Consider the following 19,852-nt stretch of genomic DNA (forward strand, 5'->3'; position numbering starts at 1 on the left):
GTCCCCGCTTGCTGAGGAGAATTCGGTGAAAGACAACAACGACATGCCCGGGCACCTGGCGCGCCGGTTCCAGCAGATCGCAGTCGCGGTGTTCCTGGCCGAGGTCGGTGACGCCGGCTTCGACCTGACGCCGGTGCAATACGCCGCGCTTGCGACCATCAAGGCCAATCCGGGGCTCGACCAGGTGACGCTGGCCGGCCTGATCGCCTACGACCGCACCACCATCACAGGCGTGATCGACCGCCTGGCGCAGAAGGGTCTGATCGAGCGCCGCGCCAGTCCGCGCGACCGCCGCGCCCGCGAGCTCGAAATCACCGACGAGGGCCGGCGCACGCTGCGCAAGATCACGCCCGCGGTCGAGTCCGCCCAGCGCCTCATGGTGCGCGGGCTCAGCGCGAAGGAAGCCGAGGATCTGATGCGGCTGCTGCGCAAGGCCATCGCCGCCGGTAACGAGCTGAGCCGCGCGCCGCTGCGCGAATAGGCGTGTTTTGTCCGTAATTGCCGCAGGCCCGCGAAACCTGGAACTAACCTTCGGCTGTTACGGTCGGCAACATTCGGCGCTTAACGCGCGATTAACTTTGCCGTTTCGGGAGTTTTGGATGTCCAGATTCATCATTGCCGCGGCGGCCATCGCGCTCTCGGCCGTCCCTGCGCTCGCGAACGGCCATGGCGGCGGCGATGCCCCTCCTCCGCCCAAGCCGGAAGCTACGACCGCGCCGGCCAAGGTGGTCCTGACCAAGCAGGGTCCCAAGCTGGTCGATCTCAAGGGCATGACGCTCTACACTTACGAGCGCGACACCACCGGCAAGTCATCGAACTGCAACGGCAAGTGCACCGAGGCCTGGGTGCCGCTGCCCGCGACCGCCGACGCCAAGGCCGTCGGCGACTTCACCGTGATCAGCCGCAACGACGGCAGCAAGATGTGGGCCTATCGCTACCGCCCGCTCTACACCTCGCCCGCCGACAAGGCGCCGGGCGATGCCAACGGCAACGCGACGACGCTGCAATGGCGCATTGCACGGCCCGAGGAGTGAGCAAGGCGCGGCGCGCGAGCTAGCCGCGCCAGTTCCTGCTTGCCGAGACCTGCGCGCTCTGTCCGGGCGGCAGCACCACGACGGTCGAATTGAGCTTCACCCGGTCGTAGAGATCGATCACGTCCTCGTTGCGCATCCGGATGCAGCCTGACGAGATCGCCTGCCCGATATATTCGGGCTGGTTGGTGCCGTGGATGCGGTAGAGCGTGTCCTTGTTGCCGGCATAGAGATAGATGCCGCGTGCGCCGAGCGGATTGGCGGGACCGCCGGGAACGCGTGCCGGATAAGGTCCGAGCCGCGCCTGGATGTCCGCCGTCGGCACCCAGTCCGGCCATTCCGCAAGGCGGCCGACGCGCGCGACGCCGGAGAAGGCCATCGCCTCCTCGCCGACCGCGACGCCATAGCGGATCGCCTTGCCGTCAGGCAGCACGAAATAGAGATAGCGCGCATCGGTATCGACCAGGATCGTGCCCGGCATCTCCTTGCGCGGATAATCGACGATGTGACGCAGATATTGCTCGGGCACGCTCGCCTGGGCGTAAGGCGTATGCGCGAGCAACTGCCGGTCGCGCGGCGTCATGCTCGCGTCCGTAGATGGCGAAAGCGTCGTCTGCATGCAGCCGCCGAGCGGCAACAAGGCAACGACGAAAAAAGCGAGAACAGATTTTGGCACCACCGGCCCCCCGATAGCGGATAGCAGCGCCCCCAGCGCTTCGAGATACTGCCCAAATCGTGCTGAAAAAAAGGCAGGCTGGAACACGTGCCCGTGTTCGATAATCCCGGTTCCATCACCACAAACGGCGGAAGAGCGTCGCACCATCTCCATCCTCGCGCCTTGCTTTGGTCAAACGCGGCTGGACTCGTGCGTCATTCGCCCGATGACGGGGCTTCACCTGGCTCGCGCCAATGCGAACGACCAGTCTCGAAACACCTGGGCTTCAACACCCGGGCCTCTAAAGGAGCTGCGATGCTCGCCACGCTGAACAGCAAGCAAATCGTCGATGAGATCGTGAAGGACACGGTCAAGGACAACGATCCGCACGACGCGATACAGATTTCGCCGGAGATCGTGCTGGCCTCGCGCCCGATCAGCGTCGCGCCCGCGCTGGCGCCCGAGATCACGCCACGTCCGGAGCCGAAGTTCGCGCCGGAGCCGAAAATCGATTCCGAGCCCAAGATCGATTCCGAGCCAAAGCTCAGTTCCGAGCCGCGGTTCAGCCCCGAGCCGAAATTCAGCCCGCATGCGGAGCCACCCGCTTCAGTGTCCTCGGTGGCCACCGAAGTGCGCGTCACGGCCGACGATGGTCACGGTCGAAAGAAGCGCTCCTCTGCCGGCAGATGGATGCGCGGCGCCTTCGTCACGTTCCTGTTTGCGGGCACCAGCGCGGCCGCCACGGTTGCGTGGGAGAAGCACGGTGATACCGCAAGGCAGAAGCTCGCGGAATGGACGCCGGTATTGGCTTCGCTGCTGCCGTCGACATCGCAGACTGCGCCGGTCGCCGCTGCACAGGCCGCCCCGCCCGCGCCGCAAGCCGCAGCGGATCAGCCGATCGATCAACCCGCGGCGCAGGCCATGGCCGATCAACCTGCGAGCCCGCCTGCGGTTCAGGTTGCAGCCGCCGCGCCCGTGGCAACGCAGACCGATGCAACGCAGTCCGTGCAGTCGATGACGCGCGATATCGCGGCGATGGCGCAGCAGATCGAAGCGCTCAAGGCCAACATCGCCGAGCTGAAGGCCGGGCAAGAGCAGATGGCGCGCGAGATGGCGAAGCCGCCCGCACCGAAGCCGGTCGTCGAAGCAAAGCCGCCCGTCGATCCGCGCGCACGCGTGTCTGCGCTGCCGCCGCGCGCACCGGTGCCGACACCGTCGCCGGTTCGCAAGCCGAAGCCGGTCGTGTCGCACACCTACATGCCGGCCTATTCGCCCGCGCAGGTCGCACCTCCGCCGCCGCCATCGCAGGCTGCGGCGGTCCCGCCGCCTCCGCCGGTCACGACGACACAAGCGGTTGCGGATGACGACGGACCTGTCGTGCGTCCGCCGATGCCGCTGCGCTAGAGCGTGACGCGGAGCCGAAGGGCCGCGTTGGCGCAAAGCGCGACGCGGTCTTTCGCAAAGATCATCCGAGTCGATGTGATGCGTTGAGTCCGGGTGACTACGGGAAGCGATGCTTCGATCGCTTTCTTCAATGAGAAAAGGCCGTCGGGATCTAAGCCGCCGGCCTTCTCTTGCAGCTGCCGGTTCCCGGAGCCCGGTTCTGCTGCAATTCCATGCCTTATGATCACGCCGGTATATTTAATAAACTCTTAACGAGCTTTCATGCTGCACATCATTTCTGCGCCATAGGCACAGAGATTGTGCGGCTCGTTCATTCGATAAAGACAGACTCAGTGGTATCATCCGCGATGTGTCGGGACTTCCGTTGAAGACTTGATTTCAAGATTTGAAATGAGACTTGAAATAGAGACTTGCAACTGAAACTTGGGTCGTCACACCGGGGAATTCGGATGCCTTACTACTCCTTCGATCTTGTGGTCGGTGAAGAGTTCAAGAACCAGGGTGGAATCATCCTCGAGGACATTGAGGTTGCTTCCGACCGTGCCGATCAGCTGGCGTGCGAGCTGTCGCAGGTGAAGCCGGAACTGCAGCAGAAGGGCTGCGCCGTGCGCGTCACCGACCGCGATCAGAATGAGGTCTATCGCACCCCGCTCGATCCCGTGCCGGCCTGGCAGCGCTAGCTACTCATCGAGCACCGGCGCTTCGAACCAGTTCGTCAGCGACAAGCCGCCGTCGACGACGAAGGCTGCGCCGGTGACGTAACCCGAGATCTTGTTCGACAACACGCTCAGCGCCATCGGAGCGAGGTCGTTCGCCTCGCCGAGCCGTCCGAGCGGAATGTGCCGCGCCAGCGAGGCGTCGGCGACGAACCCGCCCGCTGCGATCGCACCCGGCACCAGCGCGTTGACGCGGATGTTGTGGCGGCCAAAGCTCTTCGCAAGCTCCTTCACCAGCATCGCCATGCCCGCCTTTGCCGTCGAGTAGTGCGGCAGGTTACGCGGCGTGCCGGCGTGCAGCGAGGTGAGGAACAGGAACGAGCCGGGTCGCTTCGCTGCGATCAGTCCTTTGGCAAGCTCGCGCGCCAGGTGAAAGCCGGCATCGAGATTGACCGCATGCATCTCCTGCCAGGTCCTGCGATCGACCGCGAGCGCATGATCGGCCTCGCGCCGCGGCGGCGAGGCGCTGTGCACGAAATGCGTCACCCCGCCCAGCGCCGCGCGCGAGGCGGCCAGCAGCGCATCGCAGGCTTCCAGCTTCGCGAGATCGCCAACCCAGGGCACGGCCAGCTCGGGCCTCGCGCTCGCGGCGATCGCGGCACTCACCCGTTCCGCACTGACATCGGCGAACACGGTCCGGACGCCCTCGCCGACCAGCGCCTGCGCGATGGCGCGGCCGATGCCGTTGCCCGCGCCGGTGACGAGCGCGGTGTCGGCTGCGGGATCGAACGGGGCGCTGAACAGGCTCATGTCGTTCTCCGGGGTCCTCTGGCGCCAGTCTAGTGCACCGCACCGCGATGCGACAATTGCGTCCCGGCACCATTGCGGAGCAGCGCCCTGGACGCTAGCCTCCGCAAAAATCGAGGAGGATACCAAGGATGCGCACCGGTTTTCTGATTGCGGGCCTGCTGCTGCTGACCGCGCCGGCCCAGGCGGGCGACGCGCCCATACGTTCGACCTACGTGACGATGGTCCTGCAGGCCTTCGCCGCCAAGGTCGAATGCCCGGGCACCGATCTCGTCTATCAGGACCTCGTGCAGAAGGCCCAGCAGATGCAGCTGCCCGACGGCACCACCGAGAAGGTGCGCAAGGCGATCGCATGGATGCACACCGGCGGCAAGATGGGCGAAAAGCAGGACGACGATCTGATGGCCGAGGTCGCGGTCGCGACCCAGGCCACCGACATGGACCAGCGTCGTCTCGGCATGCCCGGCTGGTGCGAGGCGCAAAAGACCAACCTCGCCGGCCTGATCCGCAGCAAGGGCGGCTAACCCGGTCTTTCCAATCGGGCGTTAAGCACGCCGCGGCGGAACCGACGCCGTGGCAAATAATCGTCACATTCCTCGCGAGCATGCGGCTCTTCGAACAGGAGACCTCCATGCGGATTGCGCATTTCGTCTTGGCCGCCGCGCTTGCGGCGAGCGCCGCGATGGCCGCCCCGGCCCTCGCCAGGAACAACGACGCCCAGAAAGGCGAGGACAAATCGATCTCGTCCTCCACCTGCAGCGCCTATCAGCAGGCGGCAGACGGATCGTGGGAACAGCTTCCCTGCAAGGAGACGGGCGAGCGCGGCCAGCCGCAGACGCAGCAAAAGAGCGGCCGGCAAGGCACCGATCAGGGCGAGCACTGAGCCGCCGAGGAAACGGGAACCTTCGGGTTCCATCCGCGTTGAGCGGGTGGCATTGGTGGGATGCCCATTGGATTGGCATGGGCGGGACCGCCAAGGCGGCCTCTGGAAACGCAAACCCTGCGAGCGGGCGTGGCTTCGATCGAGTTTGATGACCTTCAACACCGTCTGAAGGCGCTGGAGGAGGAAAACGCACGCCTTCGCGCGCTCGGGATGGCTGACCAGACCGGGCGCCGCAGGGCAGAATCCGCACTGGCCGAGAGCGAGGAGCGCTACCGCACGCTGTTCAACTCGATCGACGAAGGCTTCTGCATCATCGAGTTCTTCGACGGCCCGCACGGCCCGCTCAGCGACTACGTCCACGTCGAGGCCAATCCCGCCTACACCCAGCACGCCGGCATTCCCAACGTGGTCGGCCAGAAGGTCCGCGAGATGGTCCCGGCCGAGGCCGACGGTTGGGTCGAGCTCTATGGTGGCGTGCTCAGGACCGGCCAGCCGATCCGCTTCGAGCGCGAGCTGGTCGCGACCGGCCGGCATCTGGAGCTCGCCGCCTTCCGTGTCGAACCCGCCAGCCGCAAGCAGGTCGCCGTGCTGTTCCAGGACATCACGTCGCGCAAGCGCGCCGAGCGGGAATTGCAGCAGCTCAACGAGACGCTGGAAGCGCGCGTGATCGCCGCCCTGGCGGAGCGCAAGCTGATGGCCGACCTCGTCGAGGGGACCGACGCCTTCGTCCAGGTCGTCGCCCCCGATTTCCGCTGGCTTGCGATCAACGGCGCCTCGGCGCGGGAATTCCACCGCATCTACGGCATCTTGCCCAAAGTCGGTGACAACATGCTCGAACTGCTTGAGGATCAACCCGAGCATCGCGACGCCATTCGCGCCGTCTGGTCGCGGGCCCTCTCCGGTGAGGCCTTCGTTGAAATCGCCGAGTTCGGCGAGCCCGGCCGGTCCCGCCGCTGCTACGAGATGCGTTTCAACGGCCTGCGCGACGGCGAGGGCCGGTTGCTCGGCGCCTACCAGTTCTCCTACGACGTCACCGATCGCCTGAGGGAACAACAGCGGCTGCGGGAGGCCGAAGAAGCGCTGCGCCAGTCGCAGAAGATGGAAGCCGTCGGGCAGCTCACCGGCGGCATCGCGCACGACTTCAACAACCTGCTCACCGGGATCATCGGCTCGCTGGAATTGCTGCAGACCCGGCTCGGCCAGGGCCGCGTCAAGGAGATCGACCGCTACGTGACGGTGGCGCAAGGCGCCGCCAAGCGTGCCGCGGCGCTGACGCACCGGCTGCTGGCATTCTCCCGGCGGCAGACGCTCGATCCCAAGCCGACCGACCTGAACCGGCTCGTCATGGGGATGGAGGACCTGATCCGCCGCACCGTCGGCCCCGAGATCGCGCTGGAGGTCGTCACCGCCGGTGGCCTGTGGCCGACCCTGATCGACGCCTCGCAGCTGGAGAACGCCCTCCTCAACCTCTGCATCAACGCGCGCGACGCGATGCCGACCGGCGGCCGGCTCACGATCGAGACCGCCAACCGCTGGCTCGACGATCATGGCGCCGGCGAGCGCGATCTGGAGCCCGGCCAATACGTCTCGCTCTGCGTCACCGATACCGGGACCGGCATGCCCCCCGACGTGGTCGAGCGCGCGTTCGAGCCCTTCTTCACCACCAAGCCGATCGGCCAGGGCACCGGGCTCGGCCTCTCGATGGTCTACGGCTTCGTCCGCCAGTCCGGCGGCCAGGTCCGGATCTATTCCGAGGTCGGCCAGGGCACGACCATGTGCCTCTATCTGCCTCGGCATTACGGCAAGGACGCTGACAAGCCGTCCGCGCTGACCACGAGGAGCGCGGCGCGGCAGAAGGCGAGCCACACCATCCTCGTCGTCGACGACGAGCCGTCGATCCGCATGCTGCTGACGGATGCACTGGAGGAGCTCGGCTTCAGCGTGCTCGAGGCACATGACGGCCCGACCGGCCTGAAGATCATGCAGTCGGATGCGACCATCGACCTGCTGGTGACCGATGTCGGCCTGCCCGGCGGCATGAACGGCCGCCAGCTCGCGGACGCCGCGCGCACGACGCGGCCTGCGCTGAAAGTGCTGTTCATTACCGGCTACGCGGAAAACGCCATCATCGGTAACGGCCAGCTGTCCCCCGGCATGCAGGTGCTGACAAAGCCGTTCGTTGTCGAGGCGCTGGCGAGCCGCGTCCTCGACATGATCAAGGATGGAACCGGACGAAGCTAAGCGCGCGTCAGCTGAGGGCCGGCCCGCGCATGATCTTCATGGCATCCTCAATGTGACGCCATTCCTTGGCCTCATCGGCCTCGCCGCGCCCCTCGCAGGCCTGCGCCTGTTCGGCCGCCTTCGCGATCGCCGCAAAACCGTGCCGCTCCAGCATCTGGCGCGCAACGGTGTGGACCTGCAGCTCGGACATCATGGGCGCTCTCCCTTTATGAGGACACCGCGGCGCCCGGCTCGGCGCTTCCCGCGGCTCCGGGATAACGATCTCGCCGTGATCCCCGTTCCGGCCGATGCCGATCACATCCGCAGCCCCTGGAACTTGAGCCGCCAAAACGAAGAAGGCGGCCCGCCATGCCCGGCGGACCGCCTTCTCACCCACCCCAAAGCTGAAATTCGCTAGCCGCGTCCCCTACGCGACCGCCGCTTTCTTGCGCTCGAAGTCATTGGGCACCTCGATATCGACCTCGAGGGTCGAGACCTCGTCGCCGCGCTCGAGCCGGACGATGACCTTGGTCGGGTCCAGCGTCACATGCTTGGACACGACGGCGAGAATTTCCTCACGCAGCACGCCGAGCAGATCGGGCTGGCCGCGCATTCCGCGCTCATGGGCCAACAGGATCTGCAGCCGTTCGCGCGCGACCGGTGCAGTGGCCTTGTTGCCACGGAGAAGCCGGAGCAGACCCATGCTCATGCAGCCCTCCGTCGCAGCAGACGATCCATGAAGCCCTTGCGCTCGGTCGGCACCTGCATGGCGATGGTCTCGCCGCACAGCCGCCGCGCCGCGTCCATATAGGCCCGCGCGGGCGCACCGTCCGCGTTGGACAGCGTGACGGGCGTGCCGACGTTGGAGGCCTTCAGCACGTCCTGGCTCTCGGGGATGATGCCGAGCAAGGGCGTTGCGAGGATCTCAAGGATGTCGTCGATGGTCAGCATCTCGCCGCGCGCGGCGCGGGAGGGATCGTAGCGGGTGATGAGGATGTGCTTCTCGACCCGCTCGCCCTTCTCGGCCCGCACGGTCTTGGAATCGAGCATGCCGATGATGCGGTCGGAATCGCGCACCGAGGAGACTTCCGGATTGGTGACGATCACGGCCTCGTCGGCGAAGCGCATCGCCATGGAGGCGCCGCGCTCGATGCCGGCCGGGCTGTCGCAGATCACCCAGTCGAAGCGGCCGCGCAAGTCGTCGATGACCTTGCCGACGCCCTCTTCCGTCAGCGCGTCCTTGTCGCGGGTTTGTGAGGCCGGCAGCAGCCAGAGATTCTCGAGCCGCTTGTCCTTGATCAGCGCCTGCGGGAGCTTTGCCACGCCCTGCACCACGTTGATGAGGTCGAACACGACGCGGCGTTCGGCGCCCATCACGAGGTCGAGGTTGCGCAGGCCGACGTCGAAATCGACGACGACGACCTTGTCGCCGCGTTGCGCCAGCGCGGCCCCCAGTGCGGCGGTCGTCGTCGTCTTGCCGACGCCGCCCTTGCCTGATGTCACGACCAGTACCTTGGCCATCTCAAATATCTCCTTCTGGTCAGTTCAGCGCGGTAATTCGCATGGTGTTGCCTTGCAGCCAGGCCTGCGCAGGCCGGCCGCGAAGCGCGGCGTCGATATCGTCGGCGGTCTGGTAAAACCCATCGATTGCAAGCAGTTCAGCTTCGATCTTCTGGCAATAGATGCGCGCGCTGGTGTGACCGTTCACGCCGGCCATGGCGCGGCCGCGCAGCGCGCCGTAGATGTGGATGGAGCCGCCGGCAACGACCTCGGCGCCGGAGCCGACCGAACCGAGAATGGTGACGTCGCCTTCCGGGAAGATCACGGTCTGGCCGGAGCGCACGGGCGCCTCGAGCAGCAGCGAGGTCGGCTTGGCCTCGACCTTCGCTTCGGACTTCTTGGGCGCGGTCGGCTCGACCACGCAGCTGCGGCCGCCCGAGAGCAGCGGCGGCATCATCGGCGTCAGCCGTCCCTCTTCCACGCCCTCGATGCCGAGCACGCGGATGTTGCGGTCCTGCAGGCTGGTGAGCAGATGACCGATGCCGGCCTGGCTGAGGTCGACCGAGGACAGGTCGATCACCACGGGACGGCCGGCGAAGAAGCCCGGCGAGCGGGCAATCGTGGCGTCGATCTCGGCCAGCCAGTCCTGGATCGGAACCGTCGGCACGAACACGAAGGCCACGTAGGATCGCCCGCGCAGGCGCACCATCTGGCGTTGGACTTTTGCTGCAGCCTCCATAGCGGCCGACTCGTTCCCTGTTATTGAATGGTTAACGATGCGGCGGATATGGTTAACGGCCGGTTAATTTCTCCGTGGGGTTACGTAAGCGCGTGGATGAGCCTGGCTGGCCCTGCTCTCGTGTCGCGGACGCGGTGTGGCGCGAAGCGCCGCTCCGCAGAGCCCGGACCCAGGAGCGGCACGGACAACGCGGAGAGATGGGCCCCGACTCTGCAGCGCACCGCCGAAGGGACGCTGCGCTGCGTCCGGGGCACGAGAGCGGAGCGAGTCGCGCCCCCTCACCCCACCCTCCTTGTGATCGCAGTCCCGATTGACACCGTCGCGCCAACTGGTTTCGATCCGCCTCCCCTGAGGACGGAGCCGATCATGTCAATTCAGTCGTCCATCAAGCGCAAGACTGCGCCGGACATCCGGGCGCGCAAGCGCGGCGAGCCGATCGTCATGCTGACCTCGTATCATGCGCACACGGCGGCGCTGGTGGATCGACATTGCGACGTGATTCTGGTCGGCGATTCCCTCGGCAACGTCATGCACGGCTTCGAGACGACGGTGCCTGTTACGCTCGACATGATGATTCTCCAGGGCGCTGCCGTGATGCGCGGCTCCAGGCAGGCGCTGGTCGTGGTCGATATGCCGTTCGGATCGTATGAAGCCTCCAGGGAGCAAGCGTTCAACGCCGCAGTACGGATCATGAAGGAAACCCAATGCGGCGCGGTCAAGCTTGAAGGCGGCGTCCGCATGGCCGAGACGATCGCATTCCTGTCCGGGCGCGGCATTCCGGTGATGGGCCATATCGGCCTCACGCCGCAATCCATCAACACGCTCGGTTCGTTTCGTGCCCAAGGGCGCAATGAGGCGGATTGGGGTCCGATCGTCGACGACGCCAAGGCCGTCGCCGAGGCCGGTGCCTTCTCGGTCGTGGTCGAGGCCGTGGCCGAACCGCTGGCGCGCAAGATCACGGAGACGATCGCGATTCCCACCATCGGCATCGGCGCGAGCGGGGCCTGCGACGGCCAGGTGCTCGTGCTCGAAGACATGCTCGGGCTGTCGCCCCGAACTCCGAAATTCGTCCGGCGGTACGGCAATCTCGGTCCGGCCATTGAAGCCGCGATCGAAAGCTACGCCGCCGACGTCCGGTCACGCGCCTTTCCCGGCCCCGAACACGTCTACGACATGAAGAAGAACTGACGGCAGCAAGCCGTCAGGCGCCGCTGACCTCACCGCTACTTCTTCACCTTGCTCGCATCCATCTTGATGGCGGGATCGAGCATCTTCGTCGTGAACGCCGTGGTCACGTCGAACGGCTTCTCCATGCCGAGATAGGTCTGGACCAGGTCGTAGTCCTTCTTCATCCGCTCGCCGTCGATCCAGCCGAGGCCCTTGGTGGTGGTGAACTCGTCAGTCATCAGGAACTTGATGCGCTCCCACTGCCGCTCCTGGTTCTCCTTGTCGAGGCCGGAGACCTGGTCGAGCAGCGCCTTCAGGCACGGCGCGGCATCGGCGACGCAGGCCGCGAAGGCCTTCTGCGTGACCCGGACGAAATCCTCGACCACCTTCGGGTTCTTCTGCAAATACGCGCCGTTGACGATCAGCGAGTTGCCGTACGGATTGAGGCCGATGTCCTTCCAGTTGACGTAGCCGAGGTCCTGGCCGAACTCGATCACCTTGAGATCGTGCTCGTTGTAGAAGTCGCTGATGATGTCGACGGTGTGGCTCTTCAGCGCCGCGATCTTCGCGGTCGGTCCGACATTGACGAAGCCGACCGCATCGGGTGCGATCCCCGCGGCCTTGGCGAAGGCCGGCCACATCACGCGCGAGGCATCGCCCGGCGGATTGCCGATCTTGTGGTTCGGGAAGTCCTTCACCCCGTTCACGCCGTAGCTCTTCAGCCAGTAGAACGTCTGCCCGGTGTTGGCGTAGACGCTCATCACCGCGACCGTGTCGGCGCCCTTGCTCTTGGCCACCAGCATGGTGGCGAGGTCGGCGACGCCGAACGGCGAGCCCCCGGACCCGACCTTGGCCGCGGAGACGCCGGAGCCCTTGCCGGTCTCGATCGTGAGGTCGATCCCCGCCTTCTCGTACCAGCCCTGCGCCTTGGCGTAATAGTACGGCGAATGGTCGGCCGTCGGCGTCCAGTTCAGGATCAGGTTGACCGCCTCGCCCGCGCTCGCCGGCACCGCCGGCAAACCGAGCGCCAACGCCACAACAGCCGCCTGCAAATGCTTCATCGCATCTCTCCTCATTCCCGCGACCCGGCTTGTCGCTCTCCCCTTGTGAGGATACCAATGCAACAAGCCTGCCCTCCACTTGTCAACTGTTTGGTTGGAAATGCCCGCAAAGCGATCTGGCGACACCGTGCCGCAGCGCCGCGATCCCGTCGCGACCCGCAAGAAGCTGCTCACCGCGGCGCGCCTGGAATTCGCCCGGCACGGCCTTGCCGGCGCCCGCGTCGACGAGATCGCGGAGCGCGCCGCCGTCAACAAGCAGCTGGTCTACCACTATTTCGGCGACAAGGACGCGCTGTACCTTGCCGTGCTCGAATGGGTCTATGAGGACATCCGCGAGCAGGAGCGGAAGCTCAATCTCGAAGGCCTGCCGCCGGACAAGGCGATCCGCAGGCTGATCGAGGCCTCGTTCGACCACCTGGCGGCAAACCCTGATTTCATCGTGCTTCTGAACGACGAGAACCGCGGCGGCGCGCCTCATGTCCGCGGTTCCACGCGGCTCGAGGCGATGCATTCCCCGCTGGTCAAGAGCGTCTCCCACATTCTGCACGAGGGCGTGCGCAGCGGGCTGTTCCGCAAGGGGATCGACCCCGTGCAGCTCTATATCTCCATTGCAGGCCTTTCCTATTTCTTCTTCTCCAACACGCCGACGCTGTCGGCGATCTTCGGTAAGGACCTGTCGAGCCGCGCCCAGCGCCGCGCCCGCCGCCGCCATGTCGTCGATCTCGTGCTGCAGTCGCTCCGGCCGTAATCAACCAACTGGTTGAAACTTGCCCCGGAGGCGTCTAGGCTGACCGCGGCGGCAGAGAGGCCGCGGGCAACAGGGAGCAGACGGTGGCAGCTGACGGCGCAGGCACTGCACGCAGTTTTGCGATCATCCTGATCGCGCACCTCGCCGTGCTCGTGCTCTGGCAGGTCCTCGTCGACGCCTTCCACGTCCCGAAATTCATCCTGCCCTCGCCGCTGGCGACGGTGCAGACGCTGGGCACCGCGAGCTATGCCTGGGGCGCCAACACGCTGGTGACGGCGATCGAGATCCTCGGGGGCTTTGCCCTCGGCGCCTTCGTCGGCGTCACGCTGGCCGTGATCTTCAGCTGGGCGCCCCTGCTCAGCCTCGTGCTGCTGCCGCTGTTCGTGACGCTGAACATGATCCCGAAGGTCGCGCTCGGGCCGCTCTTCATCGTCTGGTTCTCCTACGGCATCGTGCCGAACATCCTGATCGCCTTCAGCATCTGCTTCTTCCCGATCCTGCTTACCACCGCGCGCGGCCTGCGCGAGGTCGAGCCTGATCTGCTCGACCTCGTGAAATCGCTGCGCGGCTCGCGCTGGACGCTGTTCCGCAAGATACAGCTGCCGGGATCGCTGCCTTACGTCTTCTCGGGCATGAAGGTCGGCGCCATCCTCGCGGTCGCCGGCGCCATCGTCGGCGAGTTCATCGCCTCCGAGCGCGGGCTCGGCTACCTCATGATCCAGGTGCAGTCCTCGCTCGACACGCCCGCGATGGTGATGGCCGTGGTGCTGCTGACCCTGCTCGGCGTCGCCCTCTACGGCCTCGTGCTCGCCCTCGAACGCACGTTCGTGGTCGGCGATGCGAGACAGACCTGAAGACCAAGGACGAAATCCATGCTCCTCACCCGCCAGACCCTGCCGAAGACGATCCCCGATATCGCGGCGCTCGACGATCTCCTGTGCCGGCCGACCCAGGCGCTGATCGACGACCTCAAGAAGGTCGAGGGCGACATCATGATCCTCGGCGTCGGTGGCAAGATGGGCCCGACGCTGGCGGGCCTTGCGAAGGCGGCCGTGCCCGATCGCCGCGTCATCGGCGTCGCCCGCTTCAGCGAACCCGGCGTGAAGGACCGGCTGCACGCGCGCGGCGTCGAAACCATCAACTGCGATCTGATGGACGAGAAGGCGATTCAGGCGCTGCCGAAGGCGCCGAACATCGTCTTCATGGCCGGCCGCAAATTCGGCGCCGAAGGCGATCTGTCGCTGACCTGGGCCATGAACGCGCATGTGCCGGCGCTGGTCGCGCAGGCCTTCCCGTCCTCGCGCATCGTGGCGTTCTCGACCGGCTGCGTCTATCCCTTCGTGCCCGTCGACGGCAAGGGCTCGACCGAGGACATGGCGCCGAACCCGCCCGGCGAATACGCCCAGTCCTGTGTCGGCCGCGAACGCATGTTCGAGTATTTTTCGCGCAAGTCCGGAACGCCCGGCCGGCTGTTCCGGCTCAATTACGCGATCGACATGCGCTATGGCGTCCTGCACGACATCGCGACCAAGGTGCTCACCGGCGCGCCGATCGACGTCAGCCTCGGCCATGTCAATTTCATCTGGCAGGGCGATGCATCCGCACAGGCGTTGCGGTGCCTGGCGCATTGCACGGCGCCGACCTCGCCGATCAACGTCAGCGGCCACGAGATCCTTGCGGTGCGCGATCTCGCGCAGAAATTCGGCGCAAGGTTCGGCCGCGCACCGGTGCTGGTCGGCAAGGAGGAGCCGACCGCGTGGCTCACCGACACGTCCCAGGCCGTCGCGCTGTTCGGCCTGCCGGTGGTCGACACCGAGCAGTTGATCGCCTGGACCGCGGACTGGGTCTCCCGCGCCATGCCGAGCCTCGGCAAGCCCACCAAATACGAGGTGCGCGATGGACGATACTGACACAACGCTCATCCTCAAGCTCGGCGCCAGCGACGCGATTGCCGGGCTCGCGCTATCGACGGAGGCGCACTGGAACCAGACCGAGGAGGACTGGCGCATCTTCCTGCGCGACGGCGTCGTGTTCGGCATCCGTGACGGCATGCGGCTGGTCGCGACCGCGGCGCTGCTGCCCTATTCCGGCAACAACGCCTGGATCAGCATGGTGCTGGTCTCGGCCACGCACCGCCGCCGCGGCTTCGCCACCCGCCTCGTCGATACCTGCCTGGAGACCGCAAGCAAGAACGGCCTGACGAGCTGGCTCGACGCCACGCCCGACGGCGCCGCCGTCTACGGGCCGCTCGGCTTCACGCCGACGCTGCAATTGCGCCGGCTGAAGCTGGCGAAGCCCGCGCAGACCGCGGCGCCGGCGCCCGCAATCGCTACGCTCGAGGCCCTGCGCGCGCGGGACCGGCGCGTCACCGGTTTCGACCGCACGGCCCTGCTCACCGCCTTCGCGCAGCGCTCAGGCTCGCGCCTCGTCACCGCGAACGGCAGCATCGCGCTGATCCGCGACGGCCGCACCGCGCGCCATATCGGCCCCTTGTTTGCCGACAATGCCGCTGAAGCGCTGAGCCTCGTTCACGCCGTTGCGCGCTCCGAGACCCGCCCCCTCCTGCTCGATGCGATCGCCTCGCAAGGTCCGTTCCTGGAGGGATTGACCGCATCAGGCTGGACCGTCGAGCGCCCGTTCCAGCGCATGCGGTTCGGCCCCGCCACGAGCGCGGGCGACGAATTGCCGTTCGCCGTCGCCGGTCCCGAATTCGGATAGGACATCATGCACCACAGCCAGATCAATGCCGACATCCGCAAGCTGATCGCCGACGGCACCGTGCTGCCGGCGCATCCGCTCGCGCTCACCGCCGAACGCCAGCTCGACAAGACGCATCAGCGCGCCCTGACGCGCTATTACATCGACGCGGGCTCGGGCGGCCTCGCCGTCGGCGTCCACACCACGCAATTCGCGATCCGCGATGTCGGCCTTTACCGGCCGGTGCTGGAGCTCGCGGCCGAGACCGCCGCGAACTGGACCAAGCGTCCGCTGGCGATGGTTGCGGGCCTCGCCGGCCCGACCCGGCAGGCCGTCACCGAGGCCCGCACCGCGCGTGACATCGGCTATCACGCCGGCCTGCTCAGCCTTGCCGCGATGAAGAGCGCCTCCGAGGACGAGATCATCGCGCATTGCACGGCGGTCGCCGCCGAGATTCCTCTGGTCGGCTTCTATCTCCAGCCGGCCGTCGGCGGCGTCATCCTGTCGAGCCGGTTCTGGCAGCGCTTTGCGTCGATCGACAACGTCATCGCGATCAAGATCGCGCCGTTCAACCGCTACCGCACGCTCGACGTGCTGCGCGGCGTCGCGGCTGCCGGCGCGCTCGACCGCGTCGCGCTCTACACCGGCAATGACGACCACATCCTGCTCGACCTGATGCTGCCGTTCGACCTGCGCGACAAGGGCGTCACGACGCGCACCTATTTCAAAGGTGGTCTGCTCGGCCATTGGTCAGTCTGGACCGCGAGCGCCATCAAGCAGTTCGAGCGCTGCAAGCAGGCGCGACACAAGGACAGCGTGCCGGCCGATCTGCTCGCGCTCGATGCCCGCGTCACCGACTGCAACAGCGCCTTCTTCGACGTCGCCAACAATTTTCACGGCTGCATCGCCGGTTGCCACGAGATCCTGCGGCGCCAGGGCCTGATGCAGGGCCTGTGGTGCCTCGATCCCAACGAAGGCCTCAGCCCTGGGCAGAAGGACGAGATCGACCGCGTCTGCCGCGAGCATGCCGACCTCAGCGACGATGACTTCGTCGCCGCCAATTTGAGCAAATGGCTGGCATGACGGACGAGCCCTTCATCAGCCTGCGCGGCGTCCGCAAGGTCTATGGCAGCGGCGGCACGGAGTTTCTCGCCGTGTCCGACGTCACCATGGACGTGCAGGAAGGCGAGCTGGTCTCGCTGGTCGGTCCCTCCGGCTGCGGCAAGACCACGGTGATGAAGATCCTGGCCGGCCTGCACGGCGCCGACGGCGGCACCGTCAAGATCGGCAACGCCAAAAGCCCGTTCGATCCGACCCGCGACATCGGCATGGTGTTCCAGCAGGCGCTGCTCTTGAAGTGGCGCACCATCCTGGACAACGTGCTGCTGCCGGCGGAGATCGTCGGCCTTCCCATGAAAGCCGCACGCGAGCGCGCGCGCGACCTGTTGAGGCTGGTCGGGCTTGCCGGCTATGAGCAGAAATATCCGCAGCAGCTCTCCGGCGGCATGCAACAGCGCACCGCCATCGCACGCGCCTTCATCCACGATCCCAAGCTGATCCTGATGGACGAACCGTTCGGCGCGCTGGACGCGCTGACGCGCGAGCAGATGAACCTTGAGATGCTCAGGATCTGGCGCGAGAGCGGCAAGACCATCATCTTCGTCACGCATTCGATCCAGGAAGCGGTGTTCCTGTCCTCGCATTGCGCGGTGCTGACGGCGGGTCCTGCGAAGATGGCCGACTACTTCCCGATCGACCTGCCCTTCCCGCGCGACCTGCCGCTGAAGACGACGGACGCGTTCGGTGCCTATGCCAGGCGCATCTATGCAAGGCTGGGGCTTGCTTCGTAGCCCGGATAAAGCGAAGCGCAATCCGGGCTACGCACCACGAACTCAGGTCCCGTAGGGTGGGCAAAGCGCAAGCGTGCCCACCATCTGCCCATGAAGCGAGAGAACGTGGGCACGGCGCGAGGGCGCCTTTGCCGCCCCTACGAGAGCCGGGCGCGGCGTGAACACCGCGCCCTCCTCGTCATCAGGTCTTGTTGCGCATCTTGCTGAGCAGATAGTTGTCGTAGAAGTTTTCCGCGATCTGCGTGTAGAACAGCAGCTCCTTCATATACGCGTCGTGGCTTTCCTTGGTGCGCTTGAACAGGTCGCTCTTGGCGGCGAGCTCGTTCAGATGCTCCTGGGTCGCGTTGTAGCAGGCTTCCATCACCGGCTGCGGGAATGCCTTGAGCTCCGCGCCGTTGGCGATCAGCCGCTTCAACGCCGCCGGGTTCACGCTGTCGTACTTCTCGAGCATCCAGGCGCCTGCCGCGGACGCAGCCTGGTTGACGACCGCCTGGTACTGCTTGGGCAGGCTCGCCCATTTCTCGTCGTTGACGATCATGTGCAGCATGGCGCCGCCTTCCCACCAGCCGGGGAAGTAGTAGTACTTGGCGACCTTCTGGAAGCCGAGCTTCTCGTCGTCATAGGGGCCGACGAACTCGGCGGCGTCGATCGAGCCCTTCTCCAGCGCCGCATAGACGTCGCCGCCGGCGAGCTGCTGCGGCACGATGCCGAGCTTGGCCAGCACATGGCCCCCCATGCCGGCGATGCGGAATTTCAGGCCCTTGAGGTCGTCGACGGTCTTGATCTCCTTGCGGAACCAGCCGCCCATCTGGGTGCCGGAATTGCCGCAGAGGATGGCGTGCGTCTTGAACGGCTTCAGCGCCTCGTTGGTCAGCTCGGCGCCGCCGCCGAAGTACCACCAGGACTCCTGATGACGATGGTTCATGCCGAACGGCGCGCCGGTGGCGTAGGCCAGCGCCGGCTCCTTGCCGATGTAGAAATACAGCGGCGTCTGCGCCATCTCGACCGAGGCGACGCTGACGGCATCGAGCGCCTGCAGGCCCGGGACGAGCTCGCCGGCCGCGAAGGTCTGGATCTGGAACTTGTTGTCGGTGGCCTCGGCCACGTATTTCGCGAAGGTCTGCGCCGTGCCGTAGATGGTGTCGAGCGACTTCGGGAAGCTCGACGTCAGGCGCCATTTGATCTCGGGCGCGCTCTGCGCGATCGCAGGTGCAGCAACCAGCGTCGTCGCGCCGGCGACCGCGCCGCCCTTGAGGAATGTACGGCGTTTCATGATCGGGTCTCTCCCTTGATGCAAAGCTTCGAAACGGGTGGCTCTGTGACCCGGCTGGCCACGGCCTTGGCCGACCGTTTGCCTGTTCCCGGCGCAGAGTTCAAGTTACGAGAACGCATGGCGCCGCTTCCATCGGCCGCCAAAAGGGCTTAACCAACCAAGGGCTTGATCAAAGACCTGCGAAAGGCGGCTCAGGCGTCCTGGAGAAAGACCGACAACGCCCGCTGCAGCTCCTTGAACGCGCGCGGTCCGATCTTGGCCGCGAGCGTCTTCTCGCTCTCGGCGATCGCCGGGCGGAGGCGGCCGAGCAGCGCGGCGCCGGCCTCCGTCAGATACAGCACGTAATAGCGGCGGTTGATCGCTGAGGCCGAACGCTGCACCAGCCCCCGCCGCTCCAGATGATCCACGAGGCGCCCGAGCCCGGCCCGCTCGATCGAGAGGGATTGCGCAATGGCGAGCTGATTGACGCCCGGGTTGGCATCGATCACCGACAAGACCGAGAACTGCGCCGCGCTGATATCGAAGGCGGCGAGCCGGCGGCTGACGTCCTTGAAGACCCAGAGCTGGGCCCGCCGGATGCGATAGCCGAGCGAACGGGACAGGTCGTCGGAGGCGAGCAGCCTGGGCCGGCCGGTCTTTGCGGCCGGCGCGGGGCGCGGCGCGGATCGCTGCGGCTTCGTGGCGGGTGCCCGGCGCTGTGCGCCCTTGGACGATCGCTTCCTGACGCCCGCCTTCTTCGGCTCCATCGACGATGATCTCTCGCAAGCCGGCGCTGCGGCATCCACCCCGGCCATCCGGGATTCGAACATCGAGACTATCGCAGCCGGCCCGGATCGAGAAGCCGGGCCGCCCCGCGCGCTTCGCGAGCACAGCTTCTACGACAGGTTGCACCGCATGATCGCGTGCCGCGTCATGTTGACACGGCAACATCGCGCGCCCTAGGATCGCGACATCCCGCCGCAACACGAGCGGGACCAAGGGGGATGACGTCCGTGCTTCCATCAGAGATGGGCAACGAGCCGCGCGCGCTTGCGCGTCGCGGCGCGATCTATGCGCGCAGTAGGCCGGCGCGCGATTGGCGTCCCGCCCCCCGCTTCGGCAACGACATCGTCAACGACACGATCTGAACGAACGCGCCTCCGCGGCGCGCTTTCGCTCGAC

General features: G+C 66.2%; 24 protein-coding genes. 15 read left to right on the plus strand and 9 right to left on the minus strand.

Going from position 1 to position 19,852, the window contains the following annotated elements:
* Positions 1 to 25 precede the first annotated feature (25 nt).
* Positions 26 to 481 carry a MarR family winged helix-turn-helix transcriptional regulator gene (locus A7X65_RS08610; protein ID WP_063683840.1) on the plus strand — a complete coding sequence of 152 codons (456 nt, stop codon included), beginning with the start codon at positions 26 to 28 and terminating at the stop codon, positions 479 to 481.
* 118 nt (positions 482 to 599) lie between these two features.
* Complete coding sequence (locus A7X65_RS08615; protein WP_063683841.1) at positions 600 to 1,034, plus strand: COG4315 family predicted lipoprotein; 435 nt, start codon at positions 600 to 602, stop codon at positions 1,032 to 1,034.
* A gap of 19 nt (positions 1,035 to 1,053) precedes the next feature.
* On the opposite strand, the gene A7X65_RS08620 is transcribed toward A7X65_RS08615, so the two are convergent.
* Complete coding sequence (locus A7X65_RS08620; protein ID WP_063684878.1) at positions 1,054 to 1,650, minus strand: L,D-transpeptidase; 597 nt, start codon at positions 1,648 to 1,650, stop codon at positions 1,054 to 1,056.
* Positions 1,651 to 2,001: 351 nt separating this feature from the next.
* Here A7X65_RS08620 and A7X65_RS08625 point away from each other — a divergent pair, with 351 nt between their 5' ends.
* Positions 2,002 to 3,090 (plus strand): hypothetical protein, encoded by a 1,089-nt coding sequence (locus A7X65_RS08625; RefSeq protein WP_063683842.1) that lies wholly within the window; start codon positions 2,002 to 2,004, stop codon positions 3,088 to 3,090.
* A gap of 449 nt (positions 3,091 to 3,539) precedes the next feature.
* A complete protein-coding gene (locus A7X65_RS08635; protein ID WP_063683845.1) occupies positions 3,540 to 3,770 on the plus strand; it encodes a DUF6894 family protein in 231 nt (76 codons plus the stop codon).
* On the opposite strand, the gene A7X65_RS08640 is transcribed toward A7X65_RS08635, so the two are convergent.
* A complete protein-coding gene (locus tag A7X65_RS08640) occupies positions 3,771 to 4,556 on the minus strand; it encodes an SDR family NAD(P)-dependent oxidoreductase (RefSeq protein ID WP_063683847.1) in 786 nt (261 codons plus the stop codon).
* 128 nt (positions 4,557 to 4,684) lie between these two features.
* Here A7X65_RS08640 and A7X65_RS08645 point away from each other — a divergent pair, with 128 nt between their 5' ends.
* From A7X65_RS08645 to A7X65_RS08655, 3 genes are all read left to right on the plus strand, one after another.
* Positions 4,685 to 5,077, plus strand: coding sequence for a hypothetical protein (locus A7X65_RS08645; RefSeq protein ID WP_063683849.1), 393 nt, complete (start codon positions 4,685 to 4,687; stop codon positions 5,075 to 5,077).
* A 107-nt stretch (positions 5,078 to 5,184) separates the two neighbouring features.
* Positions 5,185 to 5,436, plus strand: a complete 252-nt coding sequence (locus A7X65_RS08650) for a hypothetical protein (RefSeq protein ID WP_063684879.1) — start codon at positions 5,185 to 5,187, stop codon at positions 5,434 to 5,436.
* A 129-nt stretch (positions 5,437 to 5,565) separates the two neighbouring features.
* Positions 5,566 to 7,677 (plus strand): ATP-binding protein, encoded by a 2,112-nt coding sequence (locus A7X65_RS08655; protein WP_063683851.1) that lies wholly within the window; start codon positions 5,566 to 5,568, stop codon positions 7,675 to 7,677.
* 7 nt (positions 7,678 to 7,684) lie between these two features.
* On the opposite strand, the gene A7X65_RS08660 is transcribed toward A7X65_RS08655, so the two are convergent.
* From A7X65_RS08660 to minC, 4 genes are all read right to left on the minus strand, one after another.
* Positions 7,685 to 7,870 carry a hypothetical protein gene (locus tag A7X65_RS08660; protein ID WP_063683853.1) on the minus strand — a complete coding sequence of 62 codons (186 nt, stop codon included), beginning with the start codon at positions 7,868 to 7,870 and terminating at the stop codon, positions 7,685 to 7,687.
* Between the two features lie 213 nt (positions 7,871 to 8,083).
* On the minus strand, positions 8,084 to 8,365 hold the full coding sequence (gene minE, locus A7X65_RS08665) for a cell division topological specificity factor MinE (RefSeq protein WP_063683855.1): 282 nt from the start codon (positions 8,363 to 8,365) through the stop codon (positions 8,084 to 8,086).
* Positions 8,362 to 9,177 (minus strand): septum site-determining protein MinD, encoded by an 816-nt coding sequence (minD, locus tag A7X65_RS08670; protein ID WP_063683857.1) that lies wholly within the window; start codon positions 9,175 to 9,177, stop codon positions 8,362 to 8,364. Before minD ends, minE begins: the two co-directional genes overlap by 4 nt.
* A 19-nt stretch (positions 9,178 to 9,196) precedes the next feature.
* Entirely contained in the window at positions 9,197 to 9,895 is a 699-nt protein-coding gene (gene minC / locus A7X65_RS08675; protein ID WP_063683859.1) for a septum site-determining protein MinC, read from the minus strand.
* Positions 9,896 to 10,261: 366 nt separating this feature from the next.
* On the opposite strand from minC, the gene panB reads away from it, so the two are divergent.
* Positions 10,262 to 11,083, plus strand: coding sequence for a 3-methyl-2-oxobutanoate hydroxymethyltransferase (panB, locus tag A7X65_RS08680; RefSeq protein ID WP_063683861.1), 822 nt, complete (start codon positions 10,262 to 10,264; stop codon positions 11,081 to 11,083).
* Between the two features lie 35 nt (positions 11,084 to 11,118).
* On the opposite strand, the gene A7X65_RS08685 is transcribed toward panB, so the two are convergent.
* Positions 11,119 to 12,123: an ABC transporter substrate-binding protein gene (locus A7X65_RS08685; protein ID WP_063683863.1), complete on the minus strand. Its 1,005-nt coding sequence runs from the start codon at positions 12,121 to 12,123 to the stop codon at positions 11,119 to 11,121.
* A 100-nt stretch (positions 12,124 to 12,223) separates the two neighbouring features.
* Between A7X65_RS08685 and A7X65_RS08690 the strand changes: the two genes are divergently transcribed.
* The 6 genes from A7X65_RS08690 (at position 12,224) to A7X65_RS08715 (ending at position 17,418) form a co-directional block, all read left to right on the plus strand.
* Positions 12,224 to 12,871 (plus strand): TetR/AcrR family transcriptional regulator, encoded by a 648-nt coding sequence (locus A7X65_RS08690; protein WP_063683865.1) that lies wholly within the window; start codon positions 12,224 to 12,226, stop codon positions 12,869 to 12,871.
* Positions 12,872 to 12,954: 83 nt separating this feature from the next.
* Positions 12,955 to 13,725: an ABC transporter permease gene (locus A7X65_RS08695; protein ID WP_063683896.1), complete on the plus strand. Its 771-nt coding sequence runs from the start codon at positions 12,955 to 12,957 to the stop codon at positions 13,723 to 13,725.
* An 18-nt stretch (positions 13,726 to 13,743) separates the two neighbouring features.
* Complete coding sequence (locus A7X65_RS08700) at positions 13,744 to 14,781, plus strand: NAD-dependent epimerase/dehydratase family protein (RefSeq protein WP_063683898.1); 1,038 nt, start codon at positions 13,744 to 13,746, stop codon at positions 14,779 to 14,781.
* On the plus strand, positions 14,768 to 15,589 hold the full coding sequence (locus A7X65_RS08705) for a GNAT family N-acetyltransferase (protein ID WP_063683899.1): 822 nt from the start codon (positions 14,768 to 14,770) through the stop codon (positions 15,587 to 15,589). The genes A7X65_RS08700 and A7X65_RS08705 overlap by 14 nt, the downstream gene beginning before the upstream one ends.
* A gap of 6 nt (positions 15,590 to 15,595) precedes the next feature.
* Positions 15,596 to 16,651, plus strand: coding sequence for a dihydrodipicolinate synthase family protein (locus A7X65_RS08710; RefSeq protein WP_063683901.1), 1,056 nt, complete (start codon positions 15,596 to 15,598; stop codon positions 16,649 to 16,651).
* Positions 16,639 to 17,418, plus strand: a complete 780-nt coding sequence (locus A7X65_RS08715) for an ABC transporter ATP-binding protein (protein WP_063683903.1) — start codon at positions 16,639 to 16,641, stop codon at positions 17,416 to 17,418. Before A7X65_RS08710 ends, A7X65_RS08715 begins: the two co-directional genes overlap by 13 nt.
* Before the next feature lie 181 nt (positions 17,419 to 17,599).
* Here A7X65_RS08715 and A7X65_RS08720 read toward each other — a convergent pair whose 3' ends face one another.
* Together A7X65_RS08720 and A7X65_RS08725 are read right to left on the minus strand one after the other, a co-directional pair.
* On the minus strand, positions 17,600 to 18,691 hold the full coding sequence (locus A7X65_RS08720) for a TRAP transporter substrate-binding protein (protein WP_063683905.1): 1,092 nt from the start codon (positions 18,689 to 18,691) through the stop codon (positions 17,600 to 17,602).
* A 191-nt stretch (positions 18,692 to 18,882) separates the two neighbouring features.
* Positions 18,883 to 19,500, minus strand: a complete 618-nt coding sequence (locus A7X65_RS08725) for a MarR family winged helix-turn-helix transcriptional regulator (RefSeq protein ID WP_245323350.1) — start codon at positions 19,498 to 19,500, stop codon at positions 18,883 to 18,885.
* Between the two features lie 174 nt (positions 19,501 to 19,674).
* Here A7X65_RS08725 and A7X65_RS41595 point away from each other — a divergent pair, with 174 nt between their 5' ends.
* The gene (locus A7X65_RS41595) at positions 19,675 to 19,818 is read left to right on the plus strand and encodes a hypothetical protein (protein WP_156527704.1); all 144 of its coding nucleotides are present in this window, start codon (positions 19,675 to 19,677) and stop codon (positions 19,816 to 19,818) included.
* Positions 19,819 to 19,852 lie beyond the last annotated feature (34 nt).

Origin of the sequence: Bradyrhizobium stylosanthis, assembly GCF_001641335.1 — a bacterium.
Classification (GTDB): Bacteria; Pseudomonadota; Alphaproteobacteria; order Rhizobiales; family Xanthobacteraceae; genus Bradyrhizobium; species Bradyrhizobium stylosanthis.